Origin of the sequence: Flavobacterium sp. Sr18, assembly GCF_011064265.1 — a bacterium.
Lineage (GTDB): Bacteria > Bacteroidota > Bacteroidia > Flavobacteriales > Flavobacteriaceae > Flavobacterium > Flavobacterium petrolei.
Genome location: NZ_CP049329.1, coordinates 700,703 through 716,165 on the forward strand (window position 1 = coordinate 700,703; position 15,463 = coordinate 716,165).

The 15,463-nt window shown below is 33.2% G+C and carries 13 protein-coding genes; 11 read left to right on the forward strand and 2 right to left on the reverse strand.

Annotated elements, in window-relative coordinates:
- Window positions 1-42: 42 nt before the first annotated feature.
- A complete protein-coding gene (locus tag G7A72_RS03120) occupies window positions 43-2,550 on the reverse strand; it encodes a M14 family metallopeptidase (protein WP_165151389.1) in 2,508 nt (835 codons plus the stop codon).
- Between the two features lie 238 nt (window positions 2,551-2,788).
- Between G7A72_RS03120 and G7A72_RS03125 the strand changes: the two genes are divergently transcribed.
- From G7A72_RS03125 to G7A72_RS03140, 4 genes are all read left to right on the forward strand, one after another.
- Window positions 2,789-4,216 carry an L-serine ammonia-lyase gene (locus G7A72_RS03125; RefSeq protein ID WP_165151390.1) on the forward strand — a complete coding sequence of 476 codons (1,428 nt, stop codon included), beginning with the start codon at window positions 2,789-2,791 and terminating at the stop codon, window positions 4,214-4,216.
- An 84-nt stretch (window positions 4,217-4,300) separates the two neighbouring features.
- On the forward strand, window positions 4,301-4,471 hold the full coding sequence (locus G7A72_RS03130; RefSeq protein WP_165151391.1) for a hypothetical protein: 171 nt from the start codon (window positions 4,301-4,303) through the stop codon (window positions 4,469-4,471).
- Window positions 4,472-4,625: 154 nt separating this feature from the next.
- The gene (locus G7A72_RS03135; RefSeq protein WP_165151392.1) at window positions 4,626-5,240 is read left to right on the forward strand and encodes a SatD family protein; all 615 of its coding nucleotides are present in this window, start codon (window positions 4,626-4,628) and stop codon (window positions 5,238-5,240) included.
- Between the two features lie 4 nt (window positions 5,241-5,244).
- A complete protein-coding gene (locus tag G7A72_RS03140) occupies window positions 5,245-5,592 on the forward strand; it encodes a hypothetical protein (RefSeq protein WP_113665548.1) in 348 nt (115 codons plus the stop codon).
- A 40-nt stretch (window positions 5,593-5,632) separates the two neighbouring features.
- Here G7A72_RS03140 and G7A72_RS03145 read toward each other — a convergent pair whose 3' ends face one another.
- Window positions 5,633-6,076: a nuclear transport factor 2 family protein gene (locus G7A72_RS03145; protein WP_165151393.1), complete on the reverse strand. Its 444-nt coding sequence runs from the start codon at window positions 6,074-6,076 to the stop codon at window positions 5,633-5,635.
- A gap of 101 nt (window positions 6,077-6,177) precedes the next feature.
- Between G7A72_RS03145 and panB the strand changes: the two genes are divergently transcribed.
- From panB to G7A72_RS03180, 7 genes are all read left to right on the forward strand, one after another.
- Entirely contained in the window at window positions 6,178-6,996 is an 819-nt protein-coding gene (panB, locus tag G7A72_RS03150; RefSeq protein ID WP_131916405.1) for a 3-methyl-2-oxobutanoate hydroxymethyltransferase, read from the forward strand.
- An 88-nt stretch (window positions 6,997-7,084) separates the two neighbouring features.
- On the forward strand, window positions 7,085-7,411 hold the full coding sequence (locus G7A72_RS03155) for a four helix bundle protein (protein ID WP_165153609.1): 327 nt from the start codon (window positions 7,085-7,087) through the stop codon (window positions 7,409-7,411).
- Window positions 7,412-7,522: 111 nt separating this feature from the next.
- Entirely contained in the window at window positions 7,523-8,212 is a 690-nt protein-coding gene (locus tag G7A72_RS03160; RefSeq protein WP_165151394.1) for an RluA family pseudouridine synthase, read from the forward strand.
- Between the two features lie 160 nt (window positions 8,213-8,372).
- Complete coding sequence (locus G7A72_RS03165) at window positions 8,373-9,701, forward strand: aldehyde dehydrogenase (protein WP_165151395.1); 1,329 nt, start codon at window positions 8,373-8,375, stop codon at window positions 9,699-9,701.
- The gene (locus G7A72_RS03170) at window positions 9,692-10,429 is read left to right on the forward strand and encodes a nitroreductase family protein (RefSeq protein ID WP_165151396.1); all 738 of its coding nucleotides are present in this window, start codon (window positions 9,692-9,694) and stop codon (window positions 10,427-10,429) included. Before G7A72_RS03165 ends, G7A72_RS03170 begins: the two co-directional genes overlap by 10 nt.
- Window positions 10,430-10,449: 20 nt before the next feature.
- Entirely contained in the window at window positions 10,450-11,238 is a 789-nt protein-coding gene (locus G7A72_RS03175) for a hypothetical protein (protein ID WP_165151397.1), read from the forward strand.
- A gap of 216 nt (window positions 11,239-11,454) precedes the next feature.
- Window positions 11,455-15,390 (forward strand): PAS domain S-box protein, encoded by a 3,936-nt coding sequence (locus tag G7A72_RS03180; RefSeq protein WP_165151398.1) that lies wholly within the window; start codon window positions 11,455-11,457, stop codon window positions 15,388-15,390.
- Window positions 15,391-15,463 lie beyond the last annotated feature (73 nt).

A 15,463-nucleotide genomic window follows, 5' to 3' on the forward strand; every position in this document is an offset into this window, starting at 1 on the left:
ACGATGATTTCGTGCTCTTTTTTTATGATAATTAATCCCGTTTTAGTCTACCAAGAATAAGGCATTGCTAAACAGTAAATTTCCATTTTCCCAGAATCCCCTGAATAATGGATTGTCTACCATATAAATTACAGAACCATCACCTTTATTTTCTACTGCAAAACTTACGGTGTTGTTCAGTTTCTTTCTGATTTCATTCCCCACAAATCCATAACTTTTATAATCTTTAGGAACGTAAACAACATTGGTGGCTTTCTTCAATAATGAATAATGTCTGTCATCTGTTTTTAGACTGAAATATTTATCGCCTAAACCAAACGACATTGGATGTGTTTTATTCAGAAGATTTTCAATGATGGCTCCTGGAATTGATTTAGAAATATACCTACGCTCTGAATCCTGAAAATCCAGAAAACGTTCTTTCAACTCCTCTTCTTCGGCCTCTTTTTCGGAACTTAATTTGTCTTCTTCTGTTGCAAAAGGACTCAACGCATATCCTTCTTTAGCCTCAAAAAGAGTCAGTGCGCTGTTCATCGCTATCACTTTTCCGCCATTTTTAATCCATTCTCCTATTTTCTTTTGTTGGTCTTCTGAAAAATCATAATATCCATCAGCCATAATAAGCGTGTTATAATTGAATAGGTTTAATCTGTCAAAATTACTTACCTCAACCACACTCACTGGATATCCAATAGTTTCTTCCATATAATACCAAGCAGCACCAAACTCAGTTGAACCAACTCCTTTTCCGGATAATAAAACGACTTTTGGTGCTTTTAGTAAATTGAAATTTTCTCCACCAACATCTTTAGAATTCGATGAAAATCCCGTAGCTATATAATTGTAATCGGTTTTTATTTTAATCAGCTCGCCAATCGTTTTTTCAAAATCTACTACTTTTGGATTATCGGCTTTGGTCACAATCAAACCGCCTGGCTCCACTATTACATCACCAAAAACAGCTTTTTTCATAGCAGATCTAACTTTGACATTATTTTGGTGCAATAACGAAAGCACCTGAGCAGAAATTCTGTTATTCCATGGAATATGAAATGCATATACATTTTGTGGAATTCCTTTTTCTATCACTTCAATGGCTGCTTTTGTTTTGATAGCCAAACTATTTTTCAACGCATAGCCTTCAACTCCATACGCCAAGGGCAGAGCCCAAGAGGTAATATCATAAGATAAACTGTCATTCAATTTTTGATTTGGTTCAAAAAGTACCTGAGCAAAAACAGCTTTTTGTTGGTCTACTTTTACAATTAAATCGTTAGGTTCGATCGTAAAACCTTTCTCTGTTTTAGTATTATAATTAAATCCAGATGCTTTTTGACTGGCATCGGCATAACTGAATTCTACATTATTTTTTTTCAATAAATCCGCCATTTGAACCAACTTCGGATTGCTTTTCATCACGTACATTTTATAATTTCCCTTCACTGTTTTTCGGGAATTATTCATAAAACCTCTGAATCCTTTCAGCAAAACATCCGCTTGTGCCGCCGCTGATTCTACCACAGTCAAGACTGCCGTTGCGTGATGTGTTAATCGGTCTTGTATTGTAAGGGTAATTCCGTTACTCATTGTAACAGCTCTCCCCGCGCCTATTCCTCCTTGTTCCATCGTCATTCCTACCGCACCATTATACGTAGGATAAGTGTCGCCATAACTTGGATAAAACAAATCAAAACGTTCGCCGGTATTGTACATCCAGTTTTGAGCATCAAATTTTTTGGAAATATTTTTACCTAAAGTGTAGTGAAAATCTTTCTGGTATTTCTCAATGTATTCGTGCAATGGTTCCGCTGATGGTGGGAAAAAATACGGAGAATCGTATCCCATTTCGTGTACATCCGTATGAACTTGAGGCATCCATTGGTTGTACAACGCTATACGCTGCTGGGTTTCCGGTTGTGTTTGCCAAGCCCAATCTCTATTTAAATCAAAAATATAATGGTTGTATCTTCCGCCTGGCCAAACTTCCATATGCTCTCTGTCTGATAAATCAGGATGCGTTTTTTTTCCTGAAATTTCTCGTAACCAATTCCCGTATCTGGAATATCCATCAGGGTTAATGCATGGATCAAGGATAACAATCGTATTCTCTAACCATTTTTTAGTTTCAGCATTCGATGGATTTACTAACTCGTATGCTACGGTCATGGCACTTTCGGTTCCGGCAAATTCATTTCCGTGAACATTAAAACTCAACCATACAATTAATTTATCACCAATCATTTGCGATTTATTTTCGGATAAACCAATGGCTGCTAAATTGTTATTTCTGATTTGTTCCAAATTAGCTAAATTCTCCGGACTGGAAATAAAATACACATTCAAGTCTCTTTGTTCTGGAGTCACTCCATATTTCTGATGTTTGACAAAAGTGGACTTTTCCGCGAGATGCTTGAAATAATTTTCAACCTGATGATAATAGGTAATTTGTTTTCCATAATTGGGTAAAAACTGGGATGGACTTTGCACTTGTGCCTGAACACTGAGCACCAAAGTTAGCATTAGATAAAAAGAAAAAATAGTCTTTTTCATATTGTTTTGGGTTAGTTATACTTCAAAAATAGCCATTTACGAACTATTGCACAAGCTAAATTTCGGATTAATGAAATATTGATTTTCCTAAACCTCAAGTTTTTTTTAATTCATTTTTTGTTGAAGAATACTAACAATACAGCACCTTTCGTTATTAAAAAAACAATAATATTCCAATTTGAATTAGTATCCTTGCTACATTCTATTATATTTGCAAACAACAAAATTCACACGAAAGATGGAAGAATGTATCTCAGTTTTTGACATGTTAAAAATTGGTGTTGGACCTTCGAGTTCACACACACTTGGACCTTGGAGAGCAGCCGAACGCTTTCTTAGTGAATTGAGAAATGAAAATTTACTTCCTGTTGTAAATCGGGTAAAAATAGATTTATACGGTTCCCTTTCCTTGACCGGAAAAGGTCACGCCACAGATTTAGCCGTAATGCTGGGTTTGAGCGGGCAAGATCCGGAATACATTCCTGTGGAAAATATTGATGGCATTATCAAATCCATTGAATCTAAAAACGAAATCAATTTAGGAAACGAAAAACCAATTCCTTTTTATTTCCTCCAAGACATCGTTTTCAATAAAAACTTCCTTCCTTTTCATGCCAATGGAATGACTTTTACAGCGTACATGACGGATGACAGCGAATACGTTTCTACCTTTTATTCTATTGGTGGCGGATTTGTGGTCAAAGAAGAACGCATTAACGCCAAGAAGAAAACACAAATAAAATATGCTTTTCCTTATCCAATTGAGAAAGCAGCTGAACTGTTAGATTTTTGCAAAAAGGAGAACAAATCCATATCAGAAATCGTTTATGAGAATGAAAAATCAATGCGCACCGAAGCGGTTATCGATCATGAATTGATGCGCATTTGGAAAACCATGCTCGAATGCATGTACATTGGTTGTCATTCTGAAGGGATTCTTCCCGGCGGATTAAACGTGCGTCGCCGCGCTTTTGATATGCACCAAAACCTTATTGGTTTAGCCAATTATGATTCTCCACAAACCTGGCTCGAAGAAATCAGAAAAACGGAAGTGAAATTTCGCCAAATCCTGAAATGGGTTTCTTGTTTTGCCCTTGCGGTAAATGAGGTAAACGCAGCTTTAGGACGTGTGGTTACGGCTCCAACAAACGGAAGTGCGGGTGTAATTCCTGCCGTTTTGATGTATTATTTAGTAATTGAAAACCACAATGCCGGAGAAAAAGAAATCAAACAATTCCTGATGGTTGCCGGTGAAATAGGAAGTGTTTTCAAGAAAGGGTCTACCATTTCCGCAGCAATGGGTGGTTGTCAGGCAGAAATAGGCGTTTCTTCCTCGATGGCGGCGGCCGCTTTATGCGAATTGATGGGCGGAACTCCTGAGCAGGTTTTAATGGCTGCCGAAATCGCGATGGAACATCATTTGGGATTGACTTGTGATCCTATTGGTGGTTTGGTTCAAATTCCGTGTATTGAACGTAATACGATGGGCGCCATAAAAGCGATTAATGCAGCTGAACTAGCCCTGGAAACCGACCCTAAAAACGCAAAAGTACCTTTGGACAAAGTGGTGGACACGATGTGGCAAACGGCTAAAGACATGAACAACAAATACAAAGAAACTTCCGAAGGAGGATTAGCTATTGCCGTAAATATGGCGGATTGTTAATTCCATAACACAAATTTAAAATACATTCACTCTAAAATCCAACTATTAATAGTAGATTTAATCTTTATTCTTAAATCAAAAATAATGGAAATCAATTGGATAGTAGTTAGTATTGTAATTATTTGTGTGGTAATTTTGATTGTATTTCTTATCAAAAAAAATCAAAAAGATAAAAAAAAGTACACCAATTTTTTGAACAATGATTTCAAAAAAGCTGATGAAAAAGAATCAGATTTGAATGACGACACCTATTAACTTGTCTTGTTAAATTCTCATGTAATTTTGTAAATTGATTTTATCTTTCCTTAAATCCTACTTTTAATTTCACTAAAAATGAAATTATATTAATTATTTCACTATTTTTGAAATAAAATACATAATTTCATTTTTTATGAAACACTTTATCCTAATGGCGGATATTATTAATAGTGGAAAAAAGGAGCAAAAACCACTAATGGAAGATTTCAAAAATCTAATAGAAGAGGTAAATGAAATCTATAAAACAGATATATCATCACCATTAACTATTACTTTAGGTGATGAATTTCAAGGTGTCATAAAAAACTTAGCCGCATCGATACAAATTATTCTTACTTTAGAAGAAAATTGTATTCACAAAAAATTAAATTTTAAATTACGGTATGTTTTGAATCAAGGCGAAATAGAAACGCCCGTCAATGAAAAGATTGCCTATGAAATGTTGGGAAGCGGTTTAACAGAAGCAAGATTAAAACTGAATGATTCAAAATATAAAAAATTTAGATTTAACATTTCAATAGACAATCTCTTACAAAAAAGTATTTTGAATGATGCTTTCATAATTTTTGAAAATGTTATAGACAAATGGTCTTTAGAAAAGGACTATGAATTAGTATCAAATTTTATACAATTAAAAGACTATAAAATCGTTTCTGAAAAAATGAATAAAACCCGTTCTTTAATATGGAAAAGAGAAAAAACATTACAGATGGAAACTTATAATGCTACAAAAAATATAATTCATACAATTACCTCAATAAAATAAAAGCATGGCTATATTTCAATTTATGGTTTTCATTCTTTCTACAGAAATACTTTTAGGTATATTTTATTATGTTATCACGCCAAAAACAATTCGAAAAAATAAAGTTATAGACTATAAATCTCTTCTTAAAGGAATCGTTGAAAGAATCTTTTTATTAGTTTCGCTGATCAATGATTACCCGCATGCATTAGCTTTATTTGGTGCCTTAAAATTGGCAACAAGATTAAAAAGGGACGATGAACAAGATAAAGTAAAGCAATCTCTGTACAACGATTTTTATTTGGTGGGGAATTTCATTTCTGTTATGATAGCCATTTTCTATGTTTTTCTCTATGATAAATACATTGGATAAAACAATCAAGTAAACGTCTTTAAAAAATTACTGACCAAAACTACTTTCTTCTGGTATCAATAATATGAACGATTTTCCATTCTGAAGTTTCGGGAGTATCTTTCCTAAACAGCGTAACCGCATTCACGCCTTTATGAATTAATTTACCATCCACATAAAACTCGTACGGCGTCCAAACGTGCGCCATACTTCCATCGATTTGGATGGAGTAATTCAATATTTTTTCCTGAAATTTGACTTCGGGAGGAATAGAAGCTATCGATTTAAAAAATGCTTGTAATTTTTCATTCGTTAATTTAGTGCCTTTAGCATTTTCACTAATGGATTGCAATATCATTGTTTCGTCACAAATCGTCTTTAATCTCAGCGTATCTTTGGCATGAAAAGCCTCAAAAAAAGTTTCAATTACGTTTTGAATTTCTTGATTTTGAGCCTCAGCATTCGCCGTTATAAGCAATACTATCATTAATACTATTTTACGCATAATTACTTTTTTATTTAATTGGTATTTCAAGTAACATTACTGTTACATTTTTGAGTTAAAAATATACATTTTGTTACCTTTACAATCTTAAAATAACAAATATGTCTGTCGCAAAAAAAGATTATAAAAGGATTACTACAAAATCACTGATTGAAATGAAAGCAAATGGAGAGAAAATTTCCATGCTTACTGCCTACGATTATACGATGGCAAAAATCGTTGATACCGCCGGAATTGATGTGATTTTAGTTGGTGATTCTGCTTCGAATGTGATGGCGGGTCATGAAACGACTTTGCCAATTACGTTGGACCAAATGATTTATCACGCATCATCTGTGGTGAGAGCGATCGAAAGAGCATTGGTAGTCGTGGATTTACCTTTTGGAAGTTACCAATCAGATCCTAAAGAAGCGTTGCGTTCTGCTATCCGAATTATGAAAGAAAGCGGTGGTCATGCCGTGAAACTGGAAGGCGGAAAAGAGATTAAAGATTCAATCAAAAAAATACTAAACGCAGGAATTCCAGTGATGGGACATTTGGGTTTAACCCCGCAATCTATTTATAAATTTGGAACCTATACCGTTCGTGCCAAAGAAGAAGAAGAAGCGCATAAACTAATAGAAGACGCTAAATTGTTGGAAAGATTGGGTTGTTTCGGATTAGTATTAGAAAAAATTCCTGCTCATTTAGCCGAAAAAGTTGCCCAAAGTATTTCGATTCCAGTAATTGGAATTGGTGCTGGTGGCGGTGTTGACGGTCAAGTTTTGGTGATTCACGACATGTTAGGAATGAACAATGAATTTAGTCCGCGTTTCTTGAGAAGATACATGAATTTATACGAAGGAATGACAACTGCTATTGGTCAATATGTTGCCGATGTGAAATCAAGTGATTTTCCTAATTCCAGCGAACAATATTAAATTAGACCTTTTAGATTATTAGACTTTTAGATTGTTGGATTGTTAGAATAAAAAAAATAGGAATGCATAGAGATTTAAGGACTTAGAGATTTGGAAAAAAAGTAGATATTTCTGTTCTAAAATTTACAAAGTGACTTTGTCTTTTCCTAACGAAGAAAAATTTAGACTAACAAATCAATTAAGAAGAGCTTCTGTTTCTATTCCGTCTAATATTGCTGAAGGATCATCAAGGCAATCTAATAAGGACTTTGCACGATTTTTAGAAATTGCCATCGGTTCAGCTTATGAAGTTGAAACACAAATTCTTATTTCATCCGATTTAGGTTTTATCACTCCAGAAGATTTAATAGAATTATCAAATATGCTAGACGAAATTATTAAAATGACTTCAAGATTTAGAGCAACTTTATTATAGACTTTTTTAAAAAAAGATTGTTTGACTTTCTTAGATTTTTAGACTGCAAAACTTGTCTAGAAATCTAAGAAAGTCTAAAAATCTAAGAAGTCTAAAAATTTAAAAATCCAAATGAAAATAGTTTCCAATAAAAATAACCTGCAAATTCTTCACGAAGACAACCATCTTATTGTGGTCAACAAGCGCGTAGGCGATATTGTGCAAGGTGATAAAACAGGTGATAAACCATTGTCTGATGTGGTGAAAGAATACATCAAAGATAAGTATAATAAACCCGGAGAAGTATTTCTGGGCGTTGTACACCGTTTAGACAGACCAACAACCGGAATTGTAGTTTTTGCCCGAACCAGTAAAGCGTTAACCAGAATGAATGAGTTGTTCAGCAACCGTGAAACTCAAAAAACGTATTGGTGTATTGTGAAAAATAAACCTGCAAATTCTGAGGATAAATTGGTTCATTATATTAAAAGAAATGAAAAAAACAACACGTCAAAAGCGCATTTAAAAGAAGTTCCTGACAGTAAACTAGCCAGTTTAGATTATAAAATTATTCAAGAACTCAACAATTATTTTGCACTGGAAATTAATCTTCATACGGGAAGACACCACCAAATCAGAGCCCAACTTTCGGCTATTGGATCACCCATAAAAGGCGATTTGAAATACGGTTTTGATCGAAGTAATCCCGATGGAGGAATACATTTGCACGCCAGAAAACTAGTTTTTGTACATCCTGTTACTAAAGAAAACATAGAAATCATCGCACCAACTCCTGATGATGTGATTTGGAATGCAGTCTAATATTTTGCAGTTTACGGATCCAAAAACGGTAACAAAAAAGATAACTTACAGACTTATACCATATAAAACAGGAATATAAACTCCTGTTTTTTTTATTTTAGCTTCTAAAGAAAGCTGCTGTAAGTTAATAATTATGTATTTTTAATTTAAAAATCATCTCATGAATCACAAAACTGACATAAAATACCGAAAAGAATCTCTTAAAAAATTATTACATGTCATCACAAAACATGAAGAGGAAATTATTAAGGCGTTGTATGATGATTTTAAAAAACCTGCTTTTGAAGCCGTTTTAACTGAAACTAATTACGTTATCAGTGATTTGAAAGAAACGATAAAAAACATCGATTCTTGGGCGAAGCCAAAAAAGGTTTTCCCTTCATTTTTAAATTTCCCTTCTTCTGATTACGTATACAGTGAACCTTATGGCAATGTTTTAATCCTTTCGCCTTGGAATTATCCGTTTCAATTGGCTTTATGTCCACTTGTCGCCGCTGTTGCTGCTGGGAATAAAGTGACTTTAAAACCATCTGAACTAACCCCGAATACGTCAAATATTATAGTAAAAATAATCACTGAAACTTTTCCGGTAAAAGATGTTGTTGTCATTACTGGAGACGCCACTGTTGCAGCAAATTTGTTAAGCAAACGCTGGGACTATATTTTTTTTACGGGAAGTGTTGCCGTTGGAAAAATAGTAGCAAAGGCTGCAGCCGAAAATCTAACGCCGGTAACACTGGAATTAGGCGGAAAAAGCCCTTGCATTGTTGATGAAACCGCAAATTTAGAATTAAGTGCCAGACGCATTGTTTGGGGAAAAATCATAAACGCCGGACAAACCTGTGTGGCTCCAGATTATATTTTGGTACACCATAAAATGAAAGATACTTTGGTTAAATTCCTTATACAGGAAATTGAAAAAGCATTGGGAACAAATCCAGAAGAATCTCCGGATTTTGCCCGAATTATTAACCTGAAAAACTGGCAGCGTCAATTGAGTTTATTGGAAAATCAGAAAATACTTTTTGGTGGACAATCAAACCCAGATTCGCTATACCTCGCTCCTACTTTACTGGACGAACCCAAAATGGACAGTCTGGTTATGACCGAAGAAATTTTTGGACCGATACTCCCGATACTTTCCTACGAAACTAAATCAGATATTGATGCAATAATTTCGAGCTTCGAAAAACCATTATCCTTCTATTTATTTTCCCAAAACAAATCTTTTATCGATGAAGTCATCCACAAATACTCGTTTGGTGGTGGTTGTATTAATGACACCGTAATTCATCTGGTAAACAATCGACTTCCTTTTGGTGGAGTTGGAAATTCCGGAATGGGTGCGTATCATGGAAAATTAAGTTTTGATATTTTTTCCCATAAAAAAGCGATTGTAAAAAAAGGAACTTGGCTTGATTTACAACTGCGTTATGCACCCTATAAAGACAAATTAAAAACCATTCAAAAACTCTTAAAATGGTTGTAACCAATGAAAAATCAGTAAGCGAAGCCATAAAATACAGACGCTCAGTTCGGGTCTTTAAAAATGAAGCTATTGATACTGAAAAAGTAAAAGAATGTATTCAATTGGCGGCGCTCGCACCCACAAGCAGTAATATGCAACTTTGGGAATTTTATCACGTGATATCCCCTGAAATAATTCAAAAATTAGCCAAAGCGAGTTTTGACCAAAATGCAGCTAAAACAGCTCAGCAATTGGTAATTGTAGTGGCGAGGAAGGATTTATGGCGCAAGAGAGTGCAATCGAATATTGATTATTTGAAAAATCAATACGGCAATAAACCCGAAGCAGCGTATTCCAAAAGAGAGAAATTTGCATTGAATTATTATCAGAAAATTATTCCGGCACTTTATTTTGATTTTTTAGGAATTATCGGAATGATAAAATTCGTTGTTTTTCAAGTCATTGGAATATTCAAACCTATTTACAGACAAGCGCGACAAAGCGACATGCGTATTGTAGCTCACAAAAGTGCTGGACTCGCTGCGCAGAATTTTATGATTAGTATGGCCGCAATCAATTATGACACGTGTCCCATGGAAGGTTTTGATTCGCTGAGAATTAAAAAAATATTACATTTACCCGCTTCCGCAGAAATCAACATGATTTTAGGCTGCGGTATCAGAGACGAAAATGGTGTTTATGGAGAACGATTCCGAATCCCTTTTGAAGAAACTTATTTTAAAATATAATTAATCAATTTTTAAACCAAATGAATAAATCTACACAAAACCGAATTTCAGAAATAAAACAAGATGGCTACAATTTAGATTTTGGCAATGTTTTCAATCACGCTTTCGAAAATTATAAAAAGATTGCACTGTATGGCGGTTTGATATTTTTCGTCTTCTTTGTTCTGCTTAGTATATTAGGATTTGGAATAGTGATGTCCATATTTGGAGCACCAACAGTTTTAGATTTTTTAAAACCGGAAAATTTAAAACTGGAGGAAATTGCCTTACCTACGCTGCTACTGATTACAGGAATTTCAGCACTTATTTCAAGTTTATTTAGTCCATTCACAGCGGGGTTACTAAAAATGGCTTATTGCGCAGAAAGAGATGAAGAGTTTCATGTCTCTACTATGTTTGAATTTTTCAAAGCTCCCTATTTCAAGGAACTTTTTGTAGCAACATTTCTCATATCTATTACAAGTTCCATCATTTCCACGATAATAAATTATGCACAAATACCTGCACTTGGTTTTATTGTTACTGTGACCGTATCGTTATTTACGATGTTAATGATTCCGCTAATCATTTTTGGAAATTTAAAAGCGGTAGAAGCAATAGAAACTAGCATTCTATTGGTTTCTAAACAACCATTAGTACTACTGGGATTAATCGTTATTGGAACGATTGGAGTGCTGGTAGGTTTTATAGGATGTTGTATTGGAATATTTTTCACATTACCTTTTATGTACTCCTTATACTATGCTATTTACAGCGAAATAATAGGTTTTGAAAATGAAAGCGAAATTGAATTTCAAGAAAAAATATAAAAATTAAGAATTACTTTTTTGAATAAAGACCAAACAGAAATTTAAATCTGTTTTGGTTTTTATTTGATTTTTTTTGCTACATTGAACACCAAAAGTTAGAGCCCAAGATCTACTCTTTAGAAACCTCATAAAAAAATTACTATGTTGTGGTACTGTGGACTGCTGACTATTCTCAACTCAAAATTTATTTTATTTTGGGCTTATAATTTTTTCCCTATGAGTAATCTTTTATTGATTGCTATACCCATTTTATTTGTATTCATGATCTATGAAGTATATAAAATAAAATCGACTTTAAAGAGTAAGCTATTAAAAAATGGTACGGAAACAGTTTTAAAAAATAAAGAATACCAACTGTATCTTCTTTTTCTAGGTATCATACTTCCTTCAATTGAAATCATCTTTGAGATTTTTAAAATTAGACCTAAAAGTTTATTATTAGCTAACTGTACTATTGGTTTATTTCTGCTAATTCTCTACATGCTAAGCACTAAATATGCAATTATTTTTAAACATATTAAAGAAATATTCATCAGTTTATTTCTTTTCTACTTTGTTTTTATTTCTAGAAATCTGATTTATTCTCCAACAGATACAATTCCTATTGTAGGTTTTATAGTGTGCTTTTTCTTTTCATACAACATTTTAAAACCTACAAAACTATATTGGTTTTTCGTAACCGCAGTCTTTACATTCTTTTTGGTTATTTTTTTATTAGAATTGGTCCCCATAGAAACTAGCATTACGCTTGCCACCTATTCATTCATTATATTGATTATCAACTACATTCATTATATTTCGTTACTGAATCTTGAAATTGAAATGCGTTTCAACAATCAAATCATTAATAAAGGAAATTCGCTTATTCTGGCCACTAACAAAAAAGGGGAAATTGTATTTTGCAGTGAAAATGTAAAAACAATTTTAGGTTATTCTGTGGAGGAAGTTATGGGATTAGGGTATTGGAAAGTTACTGAAGACAGCGAATTTTTTGGTGAAGAATACCATAAAACATTTAAAGACGATCATATATTTATTCGAAAACTGAAATGTAAAAATGGTGAATTTAAACACATCCAATGGAACGATAAGAAATTTTCGAATGATTTGATAATTGGAATTGGACAGGATGTAACCAATGAAATTCAAATTCAAAATCAGTATAAATATCTAATTCAAAATGCAATCGATCTTATTTATGAAGTCGATACTATTGGAAATTTTATATTTGTGAATGACTTTACAATTAAATTGCTGGGTTATGAAAATGAGGAATTAATAAATCGACATTACTCTGATTTTATTCGGAAAGATTATGTTAGCAGCATCAGAGATTTTTATCAAAATTTGTTGGAAAAGGAAAATTACTTTCCAACAATTGAATTTCCTTTATTAAAAGAGAACGGAGAAGAATTATGGGTTTCACAGAAAGTAATTATTCGTAGAAATGATCTTGGAAAAATAGTTGCCTATTCCGGAATTGCTCGAGATATAACTAAGTTTAAAGATATAGAAATTGAAAATAAAGCACGGCAGGAAAAAATAGAAAAATACAACGAAACGATTAAACGATTATCAACAACTAACTTTAGCAACTACAAAAATCTAGATGTTAGTGTAATGCAAATCCTAGAATCCGCTGCTAGAGTTACCAGATGCAATCGTGTAAGTTATTGGAAATATGCCAATGACATCTTAACATGTGAAAACCAATATGAATTAGAAGCTAATTCTTTCAGTAGAGGCGTTGTTCTTAAAAAAGAAAATTACCCAATTTATTTTGAACTGATAAAAAGCAGAAAACAAATTTGTGCTCCTGACGTATTCAGCAAATATGGACTATCAGAATTCACTGAAAATTATTTTTTAGAGTATGATATAAAGTCAATACTTGATATTCCATTTTTTATTAATGGGGAACTCATTGGCGTGTTGTGTCTTGAGGCTACCAAATCAAAAATAAATTGGGATAATGAAGACATTAACTTTGCAAGATCAATCTCTGATATTATTTCACTAACCATGATTTCACAAAGTCGCTATGAAACAGAAAAGAAATTAGAATATAAAAGCGAACTTTTGTCTGCTATGGCGCTTTGCACGGAGAAATTTTTAAACAGTAATGACTTCAACGATATTTTCTCGGATGTCCTTATAATTATGGGACAAGCGACCAAATCACATCGTGCGTATTACTATGAAAACGATGCAAATACGGGATTAATAAGTCAAAAATACCGATGGATTATCAACAATATTAAATTGACAGAGAACAATATTAAACTTCAAAACTTACCGCATGATTTTTTTGAAGAGCTATTAACACCGCTTTTGAATAACAAAATCTATAAAGCAATAATTCCGAAAATTGAAAATCTATCGCTTCGAAACAAATTAATTAATGTAGATGTAATTTCAATTATCTTATTTCCAATTTTCGTTAAAAATAAATTTCACGGATTTTTAGGGTTTGACGACACACAAAACGAAAGAACCTGGTCTGAAGATGAGGTGAATATTTTACAAACATTAGCCAGTAATATTGCGTCATCTATTGAACGTATTACAAACGAGACTGCAATTTATGAAAGTGAAGAAAAATTTAGATTATTGGCTAATAATATTCCCGGGACGGTATATTTATCGAACTACGATGAAAATAATACTAAAATTTACATCAATGATGAAATTGAAAAACTTACTGGATACCCCAAATCAGAATTCCTAAATCACCACTTATCTTTCATAGATTTAATTCATCCCGAAGATAAAGCGAACGCTATTGCTGCTCAAAAAAATGCGATAGACCGTAAAATCCCTATCCACTTAACGTTCCGAATTATTCATAAAGACAATCGCGTGGTTTGGGTAGAAGAATTTGGCGATACCATATACAAAGATGGGAAAATTGTTTTTTTGGAAGGGATTTTTATTGACATTACCGAGAGAAAGCAAGCCGAAACCGTAGTACAAGAGAAAGAATTAGCCGAAGCTGCCAACAAAGCAAAATCAGAATTCCTGGCTAACATGAGTCATGAGATTAGAACACCTTTAAACGGGATTATCGGTTTTACGGATTTATTGATGAAAACTAATCTTGGAGTAACACAGCATAAATATATGACTACCATCAGTCAATCGGCACACTCCTTGCTAGACATTATCAATGATATTCTGGATTTCTCCAAAATTGAAGCCGGAAAACTGGATTTGTACATTGAAAAATATGATATCAATGAAATGCTTGCTCAAGTAATCGACTTAATTTTATACGAATCCAATCAAAAAAATTTAAAACTGGAACTCAATATTGCAGCAGATACACCAAAATATTTATGGCTGGATAGCGTTCGATTGAAACAGATTTTAATTAATTTATTGGCGAATGCCGTAAAATTTACAGAAAGAGGCGCTATAAAATTAGAGGTGTCAGTGATAGAGAAAATAGATGATTTCAAAGCTACTATTCGCTTTGCGGTTATCGATACCGGAATTGGAATATTAGAACAAAACAAAAAGAAAATATTTAAAGCATTCTCACAGGAAGACAGCTCCACAACAAGAAAATTTGGTGGTACTGGACTGGGATTAACAATTTCAAACCAATTATTAGGATTAATGAACAGTCATTTGCAATTAGAAAGTACAATAGATTTAGGCAGCACTTTTTATTTTGATTTAACACTAAAGACAAGCGATGAAGCTTCGACAACGTTCAGTTTAAACGACACTGATTTTGATTCTAATAACAAAATAGCAGTCCAAACTAATCATCAAGCTAAAAAAGTTACTGTATTAATTGTGGAGGATAACAAAGTGAATATGTTACTGCTGAAAACAATCATTAAAAATTTGCCCGTGCCTACCACAATTTATGAAGCACTAAACGGTCAGTTAGCAATAGAACAATTTGAAACAATTCACCCTGATATTATTTTTATGGACATCCAAATGCCTGTCATGAATGGTTATGAAGCGACAGAAATCATTCGGAATTTAAAATTAGGACAGAACGTACCCATAATTGCAATAACTGCCGGAACGGAAAAAGAAGAAAAGGAAAAATGTCTTAATGCAGGAATGAGTGATTACATTCCAAAACCAATTATCAAAGGAATTATTGAAGAAACATTTCTGAAATGGGTACATTGACCAAAATTTATAAAAAATAATTATACTTAAAAATAATGTAATTTTGTAGTACAAAGGTTTATTAACAATTAAA